Raw genomic sequence first — 22,477 nt, forward strand, 5'->3', positions numbered from 1 at the left:
CATCCATAGCGCCAGCCCCAGCGTCCACATGTTCTTGCACCGCAGGGCCTCCTTGTTGCCCAGGCCGAAGGGCTTGACCGCCTCCAGCGTCAGCGCCGAAATGTCGAACGCCAGGACGGCCCATCGTGCGAGACTGCCATCCTCCAGCGGGCTCGCGGCGTAGTTCGCCTTTTCCAGATTTCGTCTGCCGAACTCGCCCGTATCGATGATGACCAGTCCGCCCGGCTTCAGTGCATGGATGTTGGTCTTCAGGGCGGCGGGATTCATCGCCACCAGCACATCCGGCGCGTCGCCCGCCGTGGTGATCTCGCTGGAGCCGAAATTGATCTGAAAGGCCGAGACTCCGAACAAGGTGCCCTGGGGCGCGCGTATCTCGGCGGGAAAATCCGGAAAAGTCGCCAGATCGTTCCCGGCCAGGGCCGTGGAAAGCGTGAACTGCCCACCGGTCAGTTGCATCCCGTCGCCCGAATCGCCGGCGAACCGCATCACGACCGATTCGACCGTCCCGTCGCCGGCCGAATCCGCGTTCTTCCGTCTGGTCGATGCGCTGTCCGATAAGGTCGTCGCCACCATCGCTGTCTCCCGGGGCTGCCGATCTGATGCCGGCCATTGCTTTTCCCGCCACCAGACTATGCTCGCTTGCGATCCGCGCAAAACGGAAAAAGCAGCCGGGTCCGCGATCGGGTCTTCACAGCGGACCGCTTGGGGTTTGATCGGTTATCGGACCGGGAACCATAAAACGCGCTGGCATTGCGCGGGGGCTTGGGCCATTCTACGGGAATGCGCCGCGATGATCCGACTGATTGTCCGAATTCGCTTTGCCCGCCCCGCTTTTCCCGATGACCATGGATTCCCCTGCACCGATGAAAGACTACGCGTCCTTGCCCTACCGCCCTTGCGTCGGCGTCATGCTCGTCAACCCCGACGGGAAGGTCTTCGTCGGAAAGCGGATCGATACCAAGGAAGGCGACTGGTGGCAGATGCCCCAGGGCGGCGTGGACGATGGCGAGGATCTGCGGGCGGCGGCCCTGCGCGAGCTATGGGAAGAAACGGGCGCCACCGAATCGCACGTCACGATCCTCTCGCAAACGAAGGAAGAACTGCTCTACGATCTGCCGGATGAACTCATCGGCAAGCTCTGGAAGGGCAAGTATCGCGGCCAGCGCCAGACCTGGTTCCTGGCCCGGTTCGACGGCAGGGACGCCGACATCGACCTGGAGGCCCACACCCCTCCCGAATTCGCCGACTGGAAATGGGTTGAGCCGGAACTTCTGCCGGACTTGATCGTCCCCTTCAAGAAGCGCGTCTACCGTGCCGTTCTTGAAGAATTCCGCGCCCTGATCTGAGACGCCAATCTGAGACGGCCGAGGGGCGGGCGCAGGCCCGCCCGCACTCAGTTCTCCGACACGACCGGCTTCGGCGCGGTAGCTTCCGCCGTCATCACGCGAGTCGCCGGCGTGCGCGCGATGACTGCGGCCAGTTTCTCGGTTTCGGAGCAATCCTTGCCGCAAAGCGTCTGAAGGCGCGCCAGATTGCGACTCGCCTTGTCGGTCGCGCCCTTTTCCGCCAGCGCCATGCCCTCTCCCGCCAGCGCTGCGAGATTGCGAGGGTCGCTGACCAGCGCCACGCGATAATAGTGCAGTGCCTTGCCCTGAAGCCCTTGCTTGCGCGTTGCATCGGCCAGCGCCAGCAGAACGGTGACGTTGCCCGGCTCCACCGTCAGGGCGGCTTCATAAGCATCGATAGCGCCATTGACGTTCCCCGCGCCGATCGCCGCCTGCCCTTCAGCCAGCAGATTCGCCGCGCGCGGATCGAGCGCCTTGGCGGGCTCTGAAAAGATCGCGCTGGAGGAGATGGCAGCAACAAAGGATAGAGCAATCGCGGCAGGCGTGTAACGCATCAAAATGTCCTTGGCCGAGGGCTTCGTCCTCATCATGGCACCGACGCTATCACAGCCGCTCGAAGCGTGCGACGAAAAAGCCATCGGTTCCGTCATGCCAGGGAGAAAGCCTCAACCCGGCTCCGCGAACCGTTCCCGCGGGAAGTTCCGGCACGACCGCGCGCCAGCCCACATGCCGCACCAGGAAATCGCGCGCCTGGCTCGCCCCTTCTTCATCGAGCAGCGAGCAGGTCACGAATATCAGGCGGCCGCCCGGACGGACCAGTTTCGCCGCCACGTCCAGCAGCCGCGACTGGGTGGCGACGTAGCGGGAAAGCTGCGCCTCGGTCAGGCGCCAGCGTGCCTCCGGGTTACGGCGCCAGGTGCCGGTGCCGGAACAGGGCGCATCGACCAGCACGGCATCGGCGGTATCGGCAAAGCGCTGAAGCGCTTGCATTTCCTTTTTGGGATCGAGCAGTACCGCCTCGATTCCCGTTGCCCCGGCGCGCACAGCGCGGGGGGCCAGTCGCGAAAGCCGCGTCCGGTCGGTGTCGCAGGCGACCAGCGTGCCGCGATTGTCCATGGCGGCCGCCAAAGCCAGGGTCTTGCCCCCGGCGCCCGCGCAAAGATCGATGATCGTTTCGCCCGGCAGGGCGGCCACGGCTTCGCAAGTCAGCTGCGAGCCGGTGTCCTGAACCTCGATCGCGCCCTGGAGATAGGCTTCGGCCTGCTCGATGCGCGTTTCGGGCGGATAACGCCAGCCGTGCGCGGCGACGGAACGCTCGGCCCCCTCCGGAAGATCGACTCGCTCGGCGCTCAAGGTGTTGACGCGAACATCCAGCGGCGCACGATCGAGCAGGGCCATGGCATCGGCTTCGACTACATCGCTGGCGGCCAACCGTTCGACCAGCCAGCGCGGTGCCAGACCCGGCTCCGCCACGGGTTCGCCTTCAACGACAGGCGCGGGAGCATGGGCCGATCCGTCGAACAGGGCGACGAGGTCAGCATCCCCGGCGGCAAGCCGCAGCATGGCGGCACGCCCGGATTCCGGAATTTCCCCGCAGGCCCTGATGGCCCGATAGGCCAGCTCGCGCACGGCACGCCGGTCCTTGCTGCCGGCGAACCGGCGCGTGCGGAACCAGTCCGAGATCAGCCGGTCAGCCGGTGCGCCGTTGGCACGCGCGGCGTCGATCACGAGATCCAGGATCTCGATCGCCGCCTGTACCCGCGCGCCCGGTGTCATGCCGCTGCCCCGCCCTTCCGACGATCAGCGCGAAGGATAGTTCGGCGCCTCGCGCGTGATGGTCACGTCGTGAACATGGCTTTCGCGCAGGCCGGCATTGGTGATGCGCACGAACTGCGCGCCCTTGCGCAAATCCTCGATCGTGGCCGAGCCGGTGTAGCCCATGGCCGCCTTCACGCCGCCGACCAGCTGGTGGATCACGTCCTTGGCTTGGCCCTTATAGGCGACCTGACCTTCGATGCCTTCGGGCACCAGCTTCATCTGGTCCTTGATGTCGCCCTGGAAGTAGCGATCGGCCGAACCACGGCCCATCGCGCCTACCGAGCCCATGCCGCGATACGACTTGTAGGCGCGGCCCTGGTAGAGGAACGTCTCGCCCGGCGCTTCCTCGGTGCCTGCCAGCATCGAGCCGACCATGATGGTCGAGGCACCGGCGGCCAGCGCCTTTGCAGCGTCGCCCGAAGTGCGCAGGCCGCCGTCGGCGATCACCGGAACGCCCGACTTGTCGGCCTCTTCGGCGGCATCCATGATGGCGGTGAGCTGCGGCACGCCGACACCGGCGACGATGCGCGTGGTGCAGATCGAGCCCGGCCCGATGCCCACCTTCACGCAATCGGCACCCGCGTCGATCAGCGCGCGCGCCGCTTCGGCGGTGGCGATGTTGCCGGCGATGACCTGTGCCGAGTTCGACAGCTTCTTCACGCGCTCGACCGCGAGCGCCACATCCTTGTTATGGCCGTGGGCGGTGTCGATCACGACGACATCGCACTCGGCGGCCAGCAGCGCCTCGGTACGGGCAAAGCCCTTGTCGCCCACCGTGGTCGCGGCGGCAACGCGCAGGCGGCCGGCGGCGTCCTTGGTGGCGTCCGGATAGGTGACGGCCTTCTCGATGTCCTTCACGGTGATCAGGCCGACGCAGCGGAAGTCGTTATCGACCACCAGCAGCTTCTCGATCCGGCGGGCGTGCAGCAGGCGGCGCGCCTCGTCCTGATCGACGCCCAACTGAACGGTCGCCAGATTTTCGTGCGTCATCAATTCGCGTACAGGCTGCGCCGGGTTGGCGGCGAAGCGCACGTCGCGGTTGGTGAGAATGCCGACGAGCTTGCCCGAGTTCTCCACCACCGGAATGCCGCTGATCTTGTTGGCGAGCATAATGGCCTGCGCTTCCCCAAGCGTGGCATCGGGCGAGATCGTGATCGGGTTGACCACCATGCCGCTTTCGAAGCGCTTCACGGCACGGACCGCGGCGCACTGTTCCTCGATAGTGAGGTTGCGATGCAGCACGCCGATGCCGCCGAGTTGCGCCATGACGATCGCCATGTCGGCTTCGGTCACGGTATCCATGGCCGAGGAAATCACGGGGATATTGAGCGCGATATCGCGCGTGAGGCGGGTGCGGGTATCGGCCTGGGTAGGCACGATGTCGGACTTCGCAGGACGAAGTAGTACGTCGTCGAAAGTAAGTCCGAGCTGGATATCCATGTGCGCCACCATAACCTTTACCGGGGAGAATCGTGGCGGCCCATGTAATCAAAGGGGGGCGTCAGGGCTAGAGCCTTTTCGAACGGCGCCGGATCGCCTCACTTGCGCTTCCTGTCCGCCCCGGCAGGAGACGGCTCGACAGGCGAGACGGGCACCCGCCGCACGTCTGCGAACCAGCGACCGAGCGCGGTCAGCATCTTCACGTCGTCAACCGCGCCGCCCAGTTCGAGCGGCTTTTCCATATGCTCCAGATCGTCGCTGGGCCGGTGGTAGTCGCCGTCGAAGAACGCACGCATGCGCTCGATGTCGCCGTAGGCCGTGGTCACCATCACGGCGGGAATGTCGTGCTGAAGCAGCGCCCACCCATCCTGGCGGCGGACATATTCGTTGGCGTCGTCCCCGGAACGCAGCTTGAAACGCTCTGCCTTGGCGACTTTGGCGATCTCGCCGTCCAACCCCGTCATGCCGCGTCCGACGATGGCGAATGGCGTGCCACGCGGCGCGACGGCGATCGAATCGATATTGAAGGCCGCCACGATCCGCCCCAGCGGCAGTGGGGGGTTTTCGGCAAAGGCGTGGGCGCCCAGCAGGCCCAGTTCCTCACCCGTGGTCGCCAGGAAATAGACATCGCGATCGAGCTGCGGTGCGCGCGCCAGGCGCCGGGCCACTTCGGTCAGCGCGGCGACGCCGCTGGCGTTGTCGATGGCGCCGTTGCAGATCACATCCTCGGCCGGCGCTTCCCCGCATTCGCCGAAATGATCCCAGTGGGCCACGAACAGCACCGCGCCGCTGTCCTGCCTTTTGCCGGGCAGCTTGCCGATGAGATTGTGCGTGTGGATCGTCGCCTCGCGCGTGGTCGCTTCGAACGATGCGGTCATGTCCAGCGCGATAGGCAGAAAATCGGGCTTGGACGCGGCGGCTTCCAGCATGTCGAACGAACGCGACGTGCCCTTGAGCAGAGCCGCCATGGCCTCCCGCGTGATGAAGGCCTCCAGATCGCCGCCCAGCGAATCGTCCGACAAGGCATAGCCGGATCGCTTGCGCCGCGCCGCGACCTGATCGAGGCTGCGCTCCCCGTCGAGCACCGTCAGCACGGCGGAGGCGCCGAGCGCCAGAAGGTCGTTCTGGCGCTCGCCATCGGGGGTATCGCCATCCAGGACGACCGCGACCCGGCCCGCCAGTTCGGTGCGTGTATAGTCGCGCCCGCGCCCCTTGCCGAGAAACAGCATCGGCACGTTCCGCACCAGACTGCGCTTGCCGGATGTCAGGACCAGCACGCCCGGCGGAGAAACCGTGGAGCGTGCACCTTTCCTCAGGAAACGGGCCGCCGACGAATCCGGTTCGCGCGCAACCAGAGTTACGGGGGCGAACCACTCGTGCCCTGGATCGTTGGTGCCGGACACCAGCCCGATGTCGAACCACTGCTTGCCGAGATAGCGCAGCGTCTTTGCCTCGCCGTCGGTTCCCGGCTCGCGACCGTCGAAATCGTCACTGGCGAGAATTTCGATATGGGCGCGCAGGCGCGAGACAAGCTCCTGATCCGCGCGCGAGATCGCCGAAAACAGGGGATTGCCGCTCACAAGCAAAGCGCCGAGCGCCACCGCGCCGGCGGCACGAGCCAATCCTGCCTTCATTCCCCTGTTCATCGCATTGCAGCCTATACGATCAATTTCGCCCCGCTGTTACAATTTTCGCAGGCATCCGAACGCGATGCGACATTTGTTGCCGCAGAGACACGCTGGAACCTCTGTCGGCAAATTCGATTGAACAGAACCTGAGCCTGTGGCTAGTTCATGTAAGCCCGGCACTTTCGAAAAGGATCTCAGCGATGCGGCTCGACGAGTTCGACCCCGACAATATCCGGGTCAGTCAGGGTGGGCGCGGCTTTCCGGGAGGTTCCGGCGGCAAGCTGGGCTGCGGATCGCTCGTCATCGTGCTGATCGGTGCGCTCGTCTTCGGGGTCGATCCGGCCCAGATGCTCGGCTCCCTGGACAGCGTCCAGCAGCAGCAACCCTCCGCGCAAGTGGCGCCCGGCCAGCCGCAGGACGCTTCCTCGATCTGCCGCGACAATGCCTATTCGCTGGAATCGTGCAACGCACTCTCATCGCTGAACAAGACGTGGCAACCGCTGTTCCAGAAGGCGAACATCGCTTTCGACCAGCCGAACCTGCGCTTCTACAACGGCTCCGACCAGTCGGGCTGCGGTGCCGCTCAAAGCGCGATGGGGCCGTTCTACTGTCCGGCCGACCAGGGCATCTACATCGATACCAGCTTCTACGACGAACTCGATCGCAAGATGGGCGCCAAGGGAGACTTCGCGCGCTATTACGTCGTCGCGCACGAATATGGCCATCATATCCAACACCTTCTGGGCCTCGACACTCAGGTCCGCCAGGCCCAGCGACAGAACCCGCAGCAGGCCAATGCGCTCCAGGTCCGCATGGAACTTCAGGCGGACTGCTACGCCGGGGTCTGGGCAGGCCGGAACAAGGATCGCATCGAAGCCGGCGACATGGAAGAGGGGCTGACCGCTGCCAGTGCGATCGGCGACGACACGCTGATGAAGAATGCCGGCCAGCGGGTAAGTCCGGAAAGCTTCACCCACGGTTCCAGCGCGCAACGCATGGAATGGCTGCGACGCGGCCTGGAAACAGGGAACGAGGACGCCTGCGACACGTTCAACCAGCAGTAATCGACCAGAGGCTGGCGCTTCCCTCCTTTCGCGTGGGTGCGACCGCGCCGCCCAGGGGTAAACAGGAGGAAAAGATGCGCCCTATCCTGATCATGGCAGCCACGGCCGGTCTGCTGGCGACAACCGCTGCCGAGGCCCGTCAGGACAAGCCGATCACCAATAGCGAGCCTAGCGCGGTGGACATCGCGAAGACTCCGGTGACCGATCTTAATCTGGACAAGACCGATATTCCCCCGGTTCTCATCGTCGCCATCAAGAAGCCCTACGACCTGGCCTCGATGCGCAGTTGCCGACAGATCAGCGCCGCCGTCACCGAACTCGACGGCGTCCTGGGTGACGACATCGATCTTCCCCAAGAGGCGCGCGATCGCGTCAGCACCGGTAAGCTGGCAAAATGGGTGGTGAGTTCGTTCATTCCCTTTCGCGGGCTGATCCGCGAGATTTCCGGCGCCAACGCGCAGGAACGCGCCGTGCTGGCAGCGGTGCAGGCGGGCGTTGCCAGGCGGGGCTTTCTGAAGGGCGTGGGTGCGGAGCGTGGCTGCAAGTATCCCGCATCGCCCGCCACGCCCGCGATCATCCAGGCCAAGGAACTTCAGCGGCATAACGAAGAAGCGAAAGAAGGCCGCAAGGAAGTCAAATCCGACGCCGAGGATCGCAAGGACACCAAGAACGACGTGTCCTTCACCTCCCAGCCGGTCGTTCAGAAGGTTCCATAAGCGCGAAGGCGCGGATCGCTCATGCGACGATCCGCGCCTTGCAGCATTGATCAATCCGTCTCGTTCGCCATCTCGGCGCGAACATCGGCAAGTTCGCTGTCCAGCTCCGCGAGTATCTCACTCCTCAAACTGCTGCTCATCGATTGGTTGCGGGCGATCGATGCTCTCGCCGTCGAAATGCCGCGCATAGCCGCATTCGCCGCCTGAAGCGGTGCCCCGGTGCAGATATGAGTGGCTGACCCTTCACGATTTCGCGAGGCGGACCGCTGTCGATCCGCAGGACAGGTGCTGTCGATGGTGATCGACTGCCGAATCTCGCGACGGCCACCCTCACCCTTCTGCACGATACGGATGGTCTGGATCTTGCCGTCCGCGGTCGTCGACTGTTCGACCTTGGGGACGCTGCGCAAGGCGTTGGCCATCGCGGCACGGTAGTCTGCGCGTGCGGCCTGACGGTCCGCTGCCTGACGATCTCGTTCGAGAAATTGTGGCGGCTCCGGAGGAACCGGGGGGGCCGGGGGAACGCGGCCGAGTGGTGCGGGTGGTACGGGTGCTGCGGGCGGCGGGGGCACAGCGGCCGATACCCAGGGCGCATCCGACACCGCGACGGCCTCCGGAACTTCGGGAATTTGTGGCGCTTCTGGGGCTTGCGGAGGAGATGGTACTTCGAAGTCATCCCCGCCGTATTGCAGCGACGCGGAAGGCGCGGCGGGCACAGGTACCGGCGGTACGTCCGATGCTTCGGCGCCGCCCCGCTCGTCCATGGCGGCGTAAGTGACCGTTGCCGTGCAGGGTACCGAAATCACGGCAAAGGCGAAGAGGCTTCGCGCCATCACCCGGCGTCCTGGTGAAATCTCAGCGGTAGCCAGGGCCTTCAATCGCTGGATGATCGGCTTTTCGCCTGCGAGTGCGCCGGCGATCGGCGCCGCAAGCGTCAGTCGCGTGCCGGCCGCGAAAGAGGCGATTACGCGGCCGTAGCGAGCGCGGGTTTCGCGATCGCGCCCCGCCATGACACGTGCATCGCAGGCCGCTTCCTGATCGGCCCTCAGAGCACGCCATGCCGCCCATCCCAGTGGATTGAACCAATGCAGCGCGAACAGCGGTTGCAGGACGATCAAAGCCAGGAGATCGTTGCCGGCGTGGTGCTCCAGTTCATGAGCGATCGCGAAGTCGGAGCTTTCCGAATCGACGGTCGCCAGGAAGCCTTGCGGCAGGGCCACGACCTTGTTCCTGACGCCGAACGCCAAGGGCGAAGCCGCCATCGGCGTCTCGACGATCCGGATGTCCCCGGCGTGGGCGACCTGATGCGCATCGGTCAGCAGTTCCGCGCGCATGAGGCGGTAGTTGCGGAAACGCTGGACGAGGAAGACCCCCGCTCCGATCAGCCAGATTGCGACGGCGAGTTGAAACCAGGGGATTTGCGACAGGATTCCCGGATCGATTTCCCCCCCGGACACGGCCGGAACGTTCTCGGCCGCACCGAGTGGGTGGATTACCTCGCTCGCTGCGGGGATCGCCTGATGCGCAGCTGCTACGGGCTCAGCCGCGATTTCAGGCCTGGCGAAGAGGCCGCGTGGCAGCGCGAGAGGTGGCAGGACCAGGCGCAAAACCGGCAGCGCCCAAAGCGCGTAAGCCGCTGCGGGACCGAACCAGCGCGACACGGGCCTACGAACCAGAAGTATCAGCGCCATGAGCGCGCCGGTCATCACGAGCGTATCGGTGAGCCATTCGATCATGACTTCAGCTCCTTCAGGAGGGCTTCGATCTCGGCGATGTCATCTTGGGTGAGTGCGTCGGATTCGGCAAGATGCGCAAACAGCGGTGCGGCCCGCCCGCCGAACAGGCGATCGACGAGGCGGCGGCTCTCGCTGCCGACATAGGATTCGCGGGCGACGCGCGGAGAATAGAGGAAACGCTTGCCATCGGGCTCCGTTGCCAGAGCCTGTTTGGCGACCAACCGCGAGAGCAATGTCTTCACGGTGGCGAGGCTCCACCCGCGCGGCGCGCAGACCTGCTCGCACACTTCTGCGGCAGTCAGGGGGCTGCGTTCCCACAGCACTTCCATCACCGCATGTTCGGCGTCGGAAATGCGTTCAGGCTGCTCGTTCGATGAGGAAAAATCGGATGGCGTATCGGCAGGCATGGCGCCCTCCATCGTTTACACACGTAATCGATTACGTGTGTAAACATGAACGCCAGATGAATAGTTCAGCGGGCGAGCTTGCGGAGAGACATGGCCAGCATGATCAGGAACACGCCGCGAACCACCAGGCTGATCATGATGATCACGGCCAGGAACGCCAGCCCCGTCGCAGGGTTGGAGAACAGCAGGATCAGGCCAAGTACGACATCGAGTGCGCCCAGAAACAGCCGCCAGCCTCGGTCATGGCGAGACTTGAGCGCGAAAGCGATCTGGAAACCGCCCGAGACCGTCAGCCATGCTCCGATCGCCCAGACCAGCGACAGGGCGCCCGCAACCGGGTTCATGACGGCGAAAACACCCGCGACGATGGCCAGGAGGCCAAGCAGCACCTCCAACCAACGCGCACGCTGGGACAGCGAGGTCCATCCGGACGCAATGCCAGCGATCCCGTAAATCACCAGCACCACGCCGATCAGCAGCCCCGTTGCCACCCCGGCCACGAGCGGATTGGATATGACGATCAGGGCGATCAGCAGCAGCAGGACGCCATAGGCCAGAACCCAACCCCAAGCCTTGCCCGAAGCCTGCGCCAGAGAGTTGACCAGTGGATCGTTCTCACATGCGGCTCGAGTAGCGGATCCATTTCCGTACGAGTCATGCCGATGCCTCCTGTTTCGTGACGTGCGTCCGGTCAGGAAAATACATGAAACGTCGTTCAGTTGCAGCGCGAAGTTCAAATGTTAACGCAAAAGGGCGGCGTATCCATCGATACGCCGCCCTTTCCTAGACTATTCGAAACAACCGGATCAGTATACGCGAGCCTTGGGCTTGATATACTCGATATCGTCCGTCAGCGTATATTCGTGAACCGGGCGGTAATCGAGACGGACTTCGCCGCCCTTGCCGCCCCAACCGTTGAACCAGCCAACCGTGTGCTTCATCCAGTTCGCATCGTCGCGGTTCGGGAAGTCTTCGTGCGCATGAGCGCCGCGGCTTTCCTTGCGCGCTTGCGCACCGTGCAAGGTAACCGAAGCCTGCGAGATCAGGTTATCCAGTTCCAGCGTCTCCACCAGGTCCGAATTCCAGATCAGGCCGCGATCGGTGACCTTGATGTCGTTCATGCGCTCATAGGTTACGGCGAGCTTTTCCTTGCCTTCGACCATGAGTTCGTCGGTGCGGAACACGGCCGCGTGGCCCGACATGGTGCGCTGCATCTCGGTGCGGACTTCCGCAGTGGACGAACCGCCGTTTGCATTGCGGAAGTGATCAAGACGCGTGAGCGCCATGTCGGCCGAATCCTTGGGCAGTTCCTGCTGGGCCGCGCCCGGCTTGACCAGTTCCTTCAGGCGATGCCCGGTGGCACGGCCGAAGACCACGAGGTCGATCAGCGAGTTCGAACCCAGGCGGTTGGCGCCGTGGACCGAGACGCAGGCCGCCTCGCCTACTGCGAAGAGGCCGGGGACCACGGTGTCCGGATTGCCGTCCGGGCCGATCGTCACGACTTCGCCGTGGTAGTTACAGGGAATGCCGCCCATGTTGTAGTGGACGGTGGGAACCACCGGCAGCGGCTGACGCGTGAGATCGACGCCCGCGAAGATCTTGCCGCTTTCGGTGATGCCCGGCAGACGCTCGCCCAGCACCTTGGGATCGATATGATCGAGGTGCAGGTAGATGTGGTCCTTGTGCGGGCCGACGCCGCGGCCTTCGCGGATTTCCATCGCCATCGAACGCGAAACGACGTCGCGCGAGGCGAGATCCTTCGCGGAAGGCGCGTAACGCTCCATGAAGCGCTCGCCCTCGGAGTTGGTGAGGTAGCCGCCCTCGCCGCGCGCGCCTTCGGTGATCAGCACGCCCGCGCCGTAGATGCCGGTGGGGTGGAACTGCACGAATTCCATGTCCTGAAGCGGCAGGCCGGCGCGCAGGACCATGCCGCCGCCGTCGCCGGTGCAGGTATGGGCCGACGTGGCGGTGAAGTAGCTGCGGCCGTAGCCGCCGGTCGCGAGCACGACGGCCTGCGAACGGAAGCGGTGGATCGAGCCGTCATCCATGCAGAGCGCGATAACGCCCACGCACTTGCCGCCGTCCATGATGAGGTCGATGGCGAAGTATTCGATGAAGAAGTCCGCGTCGTACTTCAGCGACTGCTGGTAAAGCGCGTGCAGCATGGCGTGGCCGGTACGGTCGGCAGCGGCGCAAGTGCGCTGCACCGGCGGGCCTTCGCCCATGTTCTGCATGTGGCCGCCGAACGGACGCTGGTAGATCGTGCCGTCGGCGTTGCGGCTGAAGGGCACGCCGGCGTGCTCCAGCTCGTAGACCGCGGCAGGAGCCTCGCGCACCATGTATTCGATGGCGTCCTGGTCGCCCAGCCAGTCCGACCCCTTCACGGTGTCGTACATGTGCCAGGTCCAGTGGTCCGGCGTGTTGTTCTGGAGCGAGGCGGCGATGCCGCCCTGCGCCGCGACGGTGTGCGAGCGGGTGGGGAAGACCTTGGTGATGCACGCGGTCTTTAAGCCGGCTTCGGCCGAGCCCATCGTGGCGCGCAGACCCGAGCCACCGGCGCCGACGACGACGGTGTCATAGATATGGTCGATGATCTTGTAGGCAGGGCCCGAGGAATTTTGGGACATCAATGGGCTCCCAGCGCGAGACGGATGATGCAGAAGGCGCCGAAGGCGATGCCACCGCAGGCGGCAAGGTTCAGCGCCGCGATGCAGGCGAACTTGTTGGCGTGATCGTGGACGTAGTCTTCGACCAGCACCTGGAGGCCCAGGCGCGCATGCCAGAAGGTCGTGACGACCAGCAGGATCATCACCACGGCCGGAACCGGGCGCGAGATCCATTCGACGACGGTGGCGTAGCTCATGTCCGGCAGAAGCAGAATCGAGACGACCAGGAACAGCACCGAAAGGAGGTTGCCGATGGCGGTGAAGCGCTGGAGCAGCCAGTGATGAACACCGTGCTTCGCAGAGCCGAGGCCACGTACGCGGCCAATGGAAGTTCCGTTACCCATGATACCCGTTCCTCAGCTAAGCAGCAGGATCGCCCAGAAGGCGACGGTGGCGAGCACGCCCAGGATCGGGCAGACGATCGACCAGGTCTTGTTCGTCTTGAGTTCGAAACCGCCGCCCACGTCGAGCACGAAGTGCCGCAGGCCGCTCATCATGTGGGAGAAGAATGCCCAGGAGATGCCGACGAGAACGATATAACCGATCGGCGTCGTCATGGCCCAGCTGAAGGTCTCGTAGGACGCCGGGCCGCCGGCGAGGGCGCCAAGCCACCACAGCAGAACGCCGAGGGCGGCGAACGCCATTCCGTCACCGGTCACGCGGTGCAGAATCGAGACGAACATGTGAGGGCCCCAACGCCAGATCTGGAGATGGGGCGAAAGCGGACGGTTCCTGGTGCCGTCTTTGGCCATGGCTCTTTCGAATCCCTTTTGCCTTGTTTAGCAGCCTCGAGGCTGCCCCTGTCGAAAGTCCCCTTAGACAAATCACGGCTTGGCGCAAGTTCCGCGAACCACATCGCGCATGCATCGCACACAAGCGACATTCCGCCCGGCGCTACCGTTCACCGCAACCTGATGCCCTGCGAGCCCCTACCACTGGTGTTGGCGCCTCCCTGGCATTAAAGCGCAGCCGCATGAGAACCTTCCCGAATGTCCTTGCCGCGGCACTGTTGCTGGCCGCCTGCGCACCGGCACCCGGCAGTGCGGAAGCACCGACCGAGACCGAAGGCGCCGAACCCGCCGGAAAACCTGTCGTATCGATGCCCGCCGGAGGGGAACTTGCCGATGGCGCGAAGCTCGCCAAGTCATGCAAGGGGCGCGATGGCTGGGGCGATGCCGCGCCGCCGGCCCGACTTTTCGGGAATACCTGGTATGTCGGCACCTGCGGCATCTCCGCGATTCTGGTCACCGGAGAACAGGGGCATGTGCTGATCGACGGGGGAATCCCCGAAGCTGCCTCCCTGGTCCTGGCCAACATCGCTGCGGCGGGGTTCGAGGCGAAAGACATTCGCTGGATACTCTCCAGCCATGAGCATTTCGACCATGCCGGCGCGATCGCCGCCCTCCAGCGCGCCACCGGAGCCCGCGTCGCTGCCCTGCCTGCCGCCGCCGAAGTGCTGGAAACCGGCAAGGCCAGCCCCGAAGACCCGCAGTTCGGCGGGCTCGATCCCTTCCCGCCCGTTCGCATCGACAGGCGCCTGACCGACGGCCAGAAAGTGACGCTGGGCAAGCTTTCGCTCACAGCCCACGCCAATCCTGCCCATGCCGCCGGATCGACGAGCTGGACCTGGCGGTCTTGCGACGGGCAAGGCCGATGCGTGACGATCGCCTATGCCGACAGCGCCTCCGCCATCTCGGCAAAAGGCTATCGCTTCACCGACCATCCCGCGCGCATCGCGGCTGTCCGAGACGGCCTCGAACGTATCGCCGCCCTTCCCTGCGACCTGCTGGTCACCCCGCATCCCGGCGCGAGCGATCTCTTCGCGCGGCTTTCGGGCAACGCCCCGCTGGTCGACCCTACCGCCTGCCGCAGCTATGCGGCCACCGCTAAAGCCCGTTTCGACCAGCGCCTTTCCGAGGAGGCCGGCAACGCGGCGAAGGAGACCCGCTCGTGAGTTGGAAGATTACCGCCTACGCCCCGCGCACCGTGATCGAGAGCGCCCTTGTCGCTCACGAAGACGCTTTCGACTGGGATCCCGACATCGTTCTTTCCGGCAGCGAGATCGCGGAAGACAAGCCTGACGACTGGCAGTTGGAAGCCTGGCTGGCGCATGAGCCGGGCGATGCCGAAAAGAACGCCGTCGCCGCGCTGTTCGAAGGCCCGGCGCCTGAATTCATCATCGAGGAACTGCCGGAAACCGACTGGCTCGTTACCAGCCAGCAGGGCCTCGAACCGATCCGGGCCGGACGTTTTCACGTTCATACTCCCGATCACCCGGCGATCCATGAGCCGGGCGTGATCGATTTCACCATTCCTGCCAGCCAGGCGTTCGGCACCGGGCAGCATGCGACCACCGCCGGTTGCCTGGCCATGCTGACGCACATGAAGGCGCAAGGGCTGATCTTCCGCAACCACGCCGATATCGGCACCGGCACCGGCCTGCTCGCCTTCGCCGCCATGGCGCTTTGGCCCCGCGCGCGCGCCACCGCGAGCGACATCGACCAGGTCTGCGTCGGCGTGGTGGAAGACAATACGGAAGCCAACGGCGTAAAGATGGGGCCCAGAGGCGGCGAACTGGTCATGACCATTGCGGACGGCATGGACCATCCGCTGATCGCCGCGCGCGGACCCTACGACCTTATCATGGCGAACATTCTCGCCGGACCGCTGGTTTCGCTCGCGCCAGACTTCGCCCGATCGCTGGCGCCCGGCGGCAGCCTGGTGCTCGCGGGCTTGCTGGAAACCCAGGAAGAGGCCGTACGCCGCGCCTGCCGTCGTGCCGGCCTGCGCCTCGCGGGCAGATTGGTGAACGGCGACTGGTCGATCCTGTGGATGCGCGCACGCCGCCGATAATCTTCGCCGTTTTCGCCCATTGGATAGCCGGCTCTATTCCTATGGTCGAAGTGCTTGCAATTAAGATTGGTAAATACGCTTTTCGGGGTACAACAGTGACCCCGGATGGCAGATACCGTTAAATATCAAATTCTTACCATGCCAAGTCATAACGGATGTTAACCATTATCGGTTACGTGTAATTAAGGGTTTCCACCAAGAATTAAGGCCAAGGGGGGCTGGTAAAAACAGCTCAAGAGGCCAAAAATGCTTCAATCTGATCTCGATCGGCCGCGTGCCGTCGTTGGACCCCTGGGTGAAGCTCTCGACAAGAGCAGCCTGCCGCCGCGCAATACGTCACGCTGGGTCGTCCGCCGCAAGGCCGAAGTCGTAGCTGCCGTGAACGGAGGCCTGCTGACGATTGCCGAAGCATGCGACCGCTACGACCTCACGCTTGAGGAACTGGCGTCCTGGCAACGCGCGGTCGAGCGCGAGGGCATGGCAGGGCTGCGCGCGACCCGGGTTCAGCATTATCGACACATGCACGAGCGGCAGGCTCGCCAGTCCTGAGTCTTTACCTGGCGCGATGCCGAGGCGGGCGGGGCGGCATTCTGCCGCCCCTGCCAACCAGGCCCCACCTGCTTATCCCGCAGCTGCCACGATCGCCGCCCATTCGGCCTCGTCGATGACCCGGATACCGAGATCGGCGGCCTTCTTCAGCTTCGAACCCGCACCCGGCCCGGCGACCAGCAGGTCGGTCTTCGCCGAGATCGATCCCGCCGCCTTTGCCCCTAGCCGCTCGGCCTGAGCCTTCGCTTCGTCCCGGCTCATCGTTTCCAATTTGCCCGTGAAGACCACGGTCTTGCCTGCGACTTCGCTGTCCACCGTTTCCACCCGATAGGCGGGCGGCGTGACTTCCGACAAAAGGTCGTCCCAGACCTGACGGTTGTGCTCTTCGTGGAAGAAATCCCCGAGCGCTTCGACCACAGCAGGGCCGATCCCGTCGATCGAAGCCAGTTCGGAATAGGCGTCGCTGGCAGCTGCGGCGGCTTCCTCGCCTTCCCGCACATGCGTCGCTTCCGCCACGGCACGAAGCTCGGGCAGCGTCTCGAAGCGCTTCATGAGATCGCGCGCCGTCACGGCCCCCACATGCCGGATGCCCAGGCCGAAAAGCAGACGGGCGGCATCGGGGCTGCGCTTGCTTTCCACAGCTGCCAACAGGTTGTCCACAGACTTATCCTTCCATCCGTCAAGCGCGAGGATTTGCTCGCGGCGCCTGCGCAGTCGGAAGATATCGGCCGGACTTTCAAGCCATCCCTTCGCGAAGAACTCGTCGATGGTCTTCTCGCCAAGCCCTTCGATATCGAGCGCGGCCCGGCTGACGAAGTGCTTGAGGCGCTCGGTCCGCTGCGCCGGGCAGATCAGCCCCCCGGTGCAGCGCACGTCCACTTCGCCTTCTTCGGCGACCGCCTCGCTCCCGCACTGGGGACAATGGTCGGGGAACGGGAAAGCCGGACGGTCTTCCTCGCGCGTCACGTTGTCCACCACCTGGGGTATGACGTCGCCGGCGCGCTGCAGGACGATCCGGTCGCCGGGCCGAACGCCGAGGCGCGCGATCTCGTCCCGGTTGTGCAGCGTCACGTTGGTTACGGTGACCCCACCGACAAGCACCGGCTTGAGGCGGCCGACCGGCGTTAGCTTGCCGGTGCGCCCCACCTGGATGTCGATGGATTCGAGCACGGTTTCGGCCCGTTCGGCGGGGAACTTGTGCGCCAGTCCCCATCGCGGTGCCTTGGCCACGAACCCGAGCCGCTGCTGCCAGTCCAGTCGATCGATCTTGTAGACCACTCCGTCGATTTCGAACGGCAGGCCGGCCCGGCCGTCACGAATGGCGCGATAGGCCGTCAGCATGTCCTCCACCGATTCGCACAGGCGGAACTGCGGTGACACCGGCAGGCCCCACGATTCGATCTTGCGGATCACCTCGTGCTGGCTCGTTCCGGGGATCCGACTTGCCGCGCCCCAACCATGCGCCCAAAACCGCAACGGTCGCCTGGCCGTGACGCTGGCATCCTTCTGGCGCAGCGAACCGGCGGCGGCATTGCGCGGATTGGCGAACTGACGAACCTTGGCTTCATCGAAGGCTTCGCCCTTCGCTTCCGCCTGCGCGCGCGCCTCGGTCATCAGGGTTTCGTTGAGGGCCAGGAATGCGGCCTTCTCCATGTAGACTTCGCCGCGAACCTCGAAGACGTCCGGAATGTCGTCGCCCTTCAGTTCCTGGACCACGTCGGCGATATGCGCGACGTTCGCGGTCACGTCCTCGCCCACTTGCCCGTCGCCGCGCGTCGCCGCCCGTACCAGCCTGCCGTTCTCGTAGCGCAGCGAGCAGGACAGGCCGTCGATCTTGTCTTCCGCCGTCACGAGCACCGGCTCGTCCGCAGAAAGCGAAAGAAACCGCCGCACACGGCCCACGAAATCGGCCACTTCGTCATCGGTGAAGGCATTGTCGAGGCTCATCATGCGAACCTCGTGCGCCACTTTCGACAGCGGCGAGGCCGCCACGTCATGCCCCACCTTGCTGCTCGGGCTGTCGGGCCGGGCAAGGTGCGGGAATGCCGCTTCGAGTTCGGCGTTGCGACGAATCAGGGCGTCATATTCCGCGTCGGTTATCTCGGGCGCATCTTCGGCATGATAGAGACGATTGGCGCGGTTGATCTGGCGCGCCAGGCGCATCAGTTCGTTGGCGGCTTCGGCTTCGGTGGTGGCAGGCGTGGTCATGCCCGGTTGATAGGGCAGACCGGCGCGGGTTGGAATTCCCCCTCTCCGCTTAATCCCCCCCGATCGGATCGAATTCGAGGTGGAGGCTGGCCAGAGCGCGCAGGATGTAGGTCGGCTCGTAGTCGAAGCGCAGGCCGCCGTCAGAATCGACATGCGCCGCGGCGAGACGGATATTCCCCATGCAGGCCAGCAGCCGCTCGATACTGGTGACGACTTCGCGCCGGGCCAGCGGCGCACCGATGCAGGTATGGGCGCCGCGACCGAACGCCAGGTGCTCCTTCAGCTTCGGCCGGTCCATGTCGAACCGGTCGGGCTCCGGGAAACGCGCGGGATCGCGATTGGCCGCCATGTGCGAGAGCAGGATCGAGGTTCCCGCCTTGATCTCCACCCCGCCCAGCACCGTGGTTTTCTGGCACATCCGCCCGCCGCTCTTCACCGAGCCGTCGAAGCGCAGCACTTCCTCCACGAAAGCGGGGATGCGGCCGGGATCGTCGCGCAACTGCTGCTGGATGTCGGGCCGCGTGGCGATGATCCGGAAGGCATTGGCAAGGAGGCGATTCGTGGTGTCCTGCCCGGCTCCGAACAGAAAGGCGGCCAGGCTGGTCAGGTCCACCAGCGACGGGCGAGTGCCATCGGGATAACGTGCCTGCGCCAGGTCGTTGAGGATATCCTCGTGCGCCAGCAAGGCGCGCAAGGGTCGCATCAGGGGATGAGCGGAAACCCGACGCTGCGCGATGAGCTTGAACAGATCCTTGCCCACACCCACCAGCGGGTTCTTCAGCATGTCCTCTTCGCTGGCATTCATCGGCACCGGGATCGCCCCTTCGAGCAGCGCCCTGAACTTCGTCCTTGTCCGGTCGGAAAGGCCGAGGAGATCTGAGATCACCAAGGCGCCATATGGGCCGCCGTACTGGCGCACGAGATCGACCTTGCCGTCCGCCTTGAACTCGTCGATCAGGCCCTGCGCCGTCGCCAGCAGCTTGGGCTGCAACTCCTTCAGGCGGCTTGGCGTGAACAAGCGCGCGATGATCGAGCGCAAGTCGGCGTGGCGCGGCCCGCCTTCGGTGACGATCTGATCCGCAAAGGCGATGCGGCTGCGATGCGCCTCCAATTCCTCGGAGATATCGTCTCCCTGCGGATCGAAAGGTAGCGGCGCGACAGGGCCGGTCACCGCGTTGATGGAGGAGAAATGCTCGGTGTCCAGCATCACCTGGACCGTCTCTTCATATCCCGTCACCGCCACGGCGTTCCGGTGTGGAAGGCGCACCACCGGGCCCTTCGCGCGTAGAAAGTCGAAGTAGGCGTGCGGATCGTCAACGAGCGCTACGTCGGAATACCAATCGGCGTTCTCATAGGAAGCGGGACGGACCACGTATCTTCTCTCCCGATCATTTATGATACTATGTGTATCACTTCATGGAGGCAGGTCAATGGCCCAGACTTCAGCGATCGCGTTCTGTCGTCGAGTTCAGGCATCGCGTTCGCGCTTTGCCTCAAGCTTTCGCTGCCGCTCGGCTCGAGATCAGGTTATGGCAGCGCATGCCCACGATCATTCCGCCCGACTCTCCTGCCCTGCCTGCCGCCTTCGATATTCTGGGCATTGCTGTCTTCGCACTCACCGGCGCCCTCTCCGCGGCACAATTGCGCCAGACGTTCGTCACGGTGGCCTTCTTCGCGCTGATGACAGGCGTGGGTGGGGGCACCTTGCGCGATCTGTTGATCGGCGCGCCGGTGTTCTGGGTTCGCGACCCGTTCGTCGTGCCGGTCTGCCTGGCAGTGGCGATCATGGCCTGGTTCACGCCGGTCCGCTGGTGGAAGGGGCACCTGCTCGAATGGGCGGACGCCGTGGGGCTTGCCGTCTATTCCGGGTTCGGGACGGTGAAGGCCATGGCCTGGGGCGTCCCGCCCGTGCCCGCCATGGTCATGGGAGTCGTGACGGGGTGCGTCGGCGGCATCATCCGCGACGTTCTTGCAGGACAGCCTTCCATCCTGATGCGGCCGGAACTCTATGTGACTGCGGGTGCCCTGACGGCGGCCATCGCCGCGGCGAGTCTGGCCATGGGTTTCCCCGCGACGCTGTCCTGGGCCACGGCGGCAAGCGCCGGCTTTGCGCTGCGCGGCGCCGCCATCCACTGGTCGCTCGGGCTGCCAGCTCACGAAGGCGCCGACTGACGGATCCAGCTAAAAGCGTGGGTCGCACATCCGAAAGTGCGACCGATGCCTTTCCCTAAAGGCCGGGAATCTCGTCGAAATCGAGGTCGACGATCCTGCCTCGCGCGATCTCGCATTCGAACGATCCACGCGCCGGCACATTTTCCCGCCATGCCGGACCGCCGCCGCCGACGCGCACCCAGCCTTCGATCTCGTATCCGTCCGGCTTGCCCTCCACGGACTTGATGCCGATCACTTCGATGCCGGTGAACCCGGCCGCCTTGGCCGCCTGCTCGGCCGCGGCCACGCATTTATGCGCCGCCTGTCGAGAACTGACCCCATAGGCATCGGACTTGTTATTCAGCCTGGGATCGGCGGCGAAGCGATCGCTCTGGGCCAGGGCCGGATTCGCGGCCCAGATGGCGACGACCAACGGAAACCCACGAAGGTATCTTGCGAAGAGTGTCGGCATGGTTCGGCGCTCCCTTTCGGTCGGCCGCTCAAGGCGACCCGCGAACCATGCCATAGTCCGGCATTCAACGCCGAACGCAACCCTCTCGTTGTGGATTCCGGCTCGGGATCATTCGGAAACCTTGAGCCCCGTCCATTGCGCAATGAAGGACAGCACGTCCGCGCTTTCCTCGATCACCTTGTCGGTCGGCTTGCCGGAACCGTGCCCCGCGCGCGTCTCGATCCTGATCAGGTGCGGCTTGTCACCCAAAGGCGCCGCCTGAAGAGCGGCCGCATATTTGAACGAGTGCCCCGGCACCACGCGATCGTCGGTATCCGCCGTCGTCACCAGGATCGCGGGATAATCGCTCCCCGTCTTGATGTTGTGATAGGGCGAATAGGCGCGCAGCACCTTGAAGTCCGCCTCGCGATCCGGATAGCCGTAATCGTCCACCCAATAGCGGCCCGCCGTGAAGCGATCGAAGCGCAGCATGTCCATCACGCCCACCTGCGGAACCCCCGCAGCGAAAAGATCGGGCCGCTGATTGAGCACAGCGCCGACCAGAAGACCGCCATTCGATCCGCCCTGGATCGCAAGGCCGTCCTTCGCAGCGATGCCTTCGCTCTTGAGGTACTCGCCCGCAGCGATGAAGTCGTCGAAGACGTTTTGCTTGTTGGCCCTGCGCCCGGCGTCGTGCCAGGCACGGCCATATTCGCCACCGCCGCGCAAGTTAGCCATCGCGAAAGCGCCGCCCGCCTGAACCCAGGCCATGCGGCTTGCCGAGAAGCCCGGCGTGAGCGAGATGTCGAAGCCGCCGTAACCGTAAAGCAGTGTGGGAACCGGCTTGCTGGCCTTCGCCACATCCTTGCGGCGCACCAGGAACATCGGCACCCGTGTTCCGTCTTTCGACGCGTAGAAGCGCTGCTCCACCACGATCTCCGCCGGATCGAAGTCCATCGCCGGTTCGGCGAACGGCTCCGAAGCGCCGGTATCGAGGTTCATCCGGAAGATCGACGCCGGGCGGTTGAAGCTGGTGAAGGAGTAGAATGTCTCCGGATCGCCGGGCTTGCCGCGAAAACCGGAAGCCGTGCCGATGCCGTTCAGCGCCAACGCCCTGCCCGGCTTGCCATCGAGCCCGACGATTTCGGCATGGCTGGCCGCATCGCGCATGTAGTTGAGCACGAGCTGGCGGCCGACGATCCCGGCCTTCTCCAGAATGTCTTCACGCTGCGGCACGATTTCCGTGAAGGCGGGATCGGTTGCAGCCAGGTCGAAGCTCATCAGGCGATAGCGCGGCGCGCTTTCGTTGGTCACGAACCAGAGCTTCTGTCCCGCGCCTTCGACGAGGCGCCAGTCGTCCTTGAACCCGGAAACGATCGGACGCGCGGCCCAACGCTCCTTGCCCTTCTTCCCCAGATCGATAACCCGCACCTCGTAACGGGAG

At 64.7% G+C, this 22,477-nt stretch carries 22 protein-coding genes; 7 read left to right on the forward strand and 15 right to left on the reverse strand.

Translation table 11 applies throughout. The annotated features are described in order from the left end of the window. Positions 1–486 (reverse strand): 2-oxoacid:acceptor oxidoreductase family protein (locus RT424_RS06045; protein ID WP_313435469.1); only part of this gene is annotated, 486 nt, incomplete at its 3' end. A 377-nt stretch (positions 487–863) separates the two neighbouring features. Between RT424_RS06045 and RT424_RS06050 the strand changes: the two genes are divergently transcribed. Next, the gene (locus tag RT424_RS06050; RefSeq protein WP_313435471.1) at positions 864–1,346 is read left to right on the forward strand and encodes an RNA pyrophosphohydrolase; all 483 of its coding nucleotides are present in this window, start codon (positions 864–866) and stop codon (positions 1,344–1,346) included. 47 nt (positions 1,347–1,393) lie between these two features. Here RT424_RS06050 and RT424_RS06055 read toward each other — a convergent pair whose 3' ends face one another. From RT424_RS06055 to RT424_RS06070, 4 genes are all read right to left on the reverse strand, one after another. Then, complete coding sequence (locus tag RT424_RS06055; protein WP_313435327.1) at positions 1,394–1,900, reverse strand: tetratricopeptide repeat protein; 507 nt, start codon at positions 1,898–1,900, stop codon at positions 1,394–1,396. A gap of 49 nt (positions 1,901–1,949) precedes the next feature. Continuing rightward, on the reverse strand, positions 1,950–3,122 hold the full coding sequence (locus RT424_RS06060; RefSeq protein ID WP_313435329.1) for an RsmB/NOP family class I SAM-dependent RNA methyltransferase: 1,173 nt from the start codon (positions 3,120–3,122) through the stop codon (positions 1,950–1,952). Between the two features lie 24 nt (positions 3,123–3,146). Further along, positions 3,147–4,604 (reverse strand): IMP dehydrogenase, encoded by a 1,458-nt coding sequence (guaB, locus tag RT424_RS06065; RefSeq protein WP_313435331.1) that lies wholly within the window; start codon positions 4,602–4,604, stop codon positions 3,147–3,149. A gap of 98 nt (positions 4,605–4,702) precedes the next feature. Further along, on the reverse strand, positions 4,703–6,238 hold the full coding sequence (locus RT424_RS06070; RefSeq protein WP_313435333.1) for a M28 family peptidase: 1,536 nt from the start codon (positions 6,236–6,238) through the stop codon (positions 4,703–4,705). Positions 6,239–6,432: 194 nt separating this feature from the next. Between RT424_RS06070 and RT424_RS06075 the strand changes: the two genes are divergently transcribed. Further along, on the forward strand, positions 6,433–7,296 hold the full coding sequence (locus RT424_RS06075; protein WP_313435335.1) for a neutral zinc metallopeptidase: 864 nt from the start codon (positions 6,433–6,435) through the stop codon (positions 7,294–7,296). A gap of 74 nt (positions 7,297–7,370) precedes the next feature. Further along, positions 7,371–8,012 carry a hypothetical protein gene (locus RT424_RS06080; RefSeq protein ID WP_313435336.1) on the forward strand — a complete coding sequence of 214 codons (642 nt, stop codon included), beginning with the start codon at positions 7,371–7,373 and terminating at the stop codon, positions 8,010–8,012. 50 nt (positions 8,013–8,062) lie between these two features. Here RT424_RS06080 and RT424_RS06085 read toward each other — a convergent pair whose 3' ends face one another. From RT424_RS06085 to sdhC, 6 genes are all read right to left on the reverse strand, one after another. Further along, the gene (locus RT424_RS06085; RefSeq protein ID WP_313435338.1) at positions 8,063–9,748 is read right to left on the reverse strand and encodes a M56 family metallopeptidase; all 1,686 of its coding nucleotides are present in this window, start codon (positions 9,746–9,748) and stop codon (positions 8,063–8,065) included. Further along, on the reverse strand, positions 9,745–10,155 hold the full coding sequence (locus RT424_RS06090; RefSeq protein WP_313435340.1) for a BlaI/MecI/CopY family transcriptional regulator: 411 nt from the start codon (positions 10,153–10,155) through the stop codon (positions 9,745–9,747). Before RT424_RS06090 ends, RT424_RS06085 begins: the two co-directional genes overlap by 4 nt. Before the next feature lie 65 nt (positions 10,156–10,220). After that, a complete protein-coding gene (locus RT424_RS06095) occupies positions 10,221–10,892 on the reverse strand; it encodes an HdeD family acid-resistance protein (RefSeq protein ID WP_313435342.1) in 672 nt (223 codons plus the stop codon). A 69-nt stretch (positions 10,893–10,961) separates the two neighbouring features. Then, positions 10,962–12,782, reverse strand: coding sequence for a succinate dehydrogenase flavoprotein subunit (gene sdhA / locus RT424_RS06100; RefSeq protein WP_313435344.1), 1,821 nt, complete (start codon positions 12,780–12,782; stop codon positions 10,962–10,964). Further along, a complete protein-coding gene (gene sdhD, locus RT424_RS06105; RefSeq protein WP_313435346.1) occupies positions 12,782–13,165 on the reverse strand; it encodes a succinate dehydrogenase, hydrophobic membrane anchor protein in 384 nt (127 codons plus the stop codon). Before sdhD ends, sdhA begins: the two co-directional genes overlap by 1 nt. A gap of 12 nt (positions 13,166–13,177) precedes the next feature. Next, positions 13,178–13,573, reverse strand: coding sequence for a succinate dehydrogenase, cytochrome b556 subunit (sdhC, locus tag RT424_RS06110; RefSeq protein ID WP_313435348.1), 396 nt, complete (start codon positions 13,571–13,573; stop codon positions 13,178–13,180). Positions 13,574–13,794: 221 nt separating this feature from the next. Here sdhC and bla point away from each other — a divergent pair, with 221 nt between their 5' ends. The 3 genes from bla to RT424_RS06125 all read left to right on the forward strand — a co-directional run bounded on the left by bla (position 13,795) and on the right by RT424_RS06125 (position 16,223). Continuing rightward, positions 13,795–14,775: a subclass B3 metallo-beta-lactamase gene (gene bla / locus RT424_RS06115; protein ID WP_313435350.1), complete on the forward strand. Its 981-nt coding sequence runs from the start codon at positions 13,795–13,797 to the stop codon at positions 14,773–14,775. Next, positions 14,772–15,674, forward strand: coding sequence for a 50S ribosomal protein L11 methyltransferase (locus RT424_RS06120; RefSeq protein WP_313435352.1), 903 nt, complete (start codon positions 14,772–14,774; stop codon positions 15,672–15,674). The genes bla and RT424_RS06120 overlap by 4 nt, the downstream gene beginning before the upstream one ends. Before the next feature lie 246 nt (positions 15,675–15,920). Beyond that, entirely contained in the window at positions 15,921–16,223 is a 303-nt protein-coding gene (locus RT424_RS06125; RefSeq protein ID WP_313435354.1) for a DUF1153 domain-containing protein, read from the forward strand. 72 nt (positions 16,224–16,295) lie between these two features. Here RT424_RS06125 and ligA read toward each other — a convergent pair whose 3' ends face one another. Further along, the gene (gene ligA / locus RT424_RS06130; RefSeq protein ID WP_313435356.1) at positions 16,296–18,431 is read right to left on the reverse strand and encodes an NAD-dependent DNA ligase LigA; all 2,136 of its coding nucleotides are present in this window, start codon (positions 18,429–18,431) and stop codon (positions 16,296–16,298) included. Positions 18,432–18,480: 49 nt separating this feature from the next. Further along, positions 18,481–19,803, reverse strand: coding sequence for a cytochrome P450 (locus RT424_RS06135; RefSeq protein WP_313435358.1), 1,323 nt, complete (start codon positions 19,801–19,803; stop codon positions 18,481–18,483). Between the two features lie 167 nt (positions 19,804–19,970). Between RT424_RS06135 and RT424_RS06140 the strand changes: the two genes are divergently transcribed. Then, complete coding sequence (locus RT424_RS06140) at positions 19,971–20,603, forward strand: trimeric intracellular cation channel family protein (protein WP_313435360.1); 633 nt, start codon at positions 19,971–19,973, stop codon at positions 20,601–20,603. Between the two features lie 55 nt (positions 20,604–20,658). On the opposite strand, the gene RT424_RS06145 is transcribed toward RT424_RS06140, so the two are convergent. After that, complete coding sequence (locus RT424_RS06145; RefSeq protein ID WP_313435362.1) at positions 20,659–21,054, reverse strand: hypothetical protein; 396 nt, start codon at positions 21,052–21,054, stop codon at positions 20,659–20,661. A 108-nt stretch (positions 21,055–21,162) separates the two neighbouring features. Further along, the coding region (locus RT424_RS06150) for a prolyl oligopeptidase family serine peptidase (RefSeq protein ID WP_313435364.1) at positions 21,163–22,477 on the reverse strand (1,315 nt) is incomplete at its 5' end.

Source organism: Novosphingobium sp. (assembly GCF_032093395.1).
In the GTDB taxonomy this organism is placed as follows: domain Bacteria; phylum Pseudomonadota; class Alphaproteobacteria; order Sphingomonadales; family Sphingomonadaceae; genus Novosphingobium.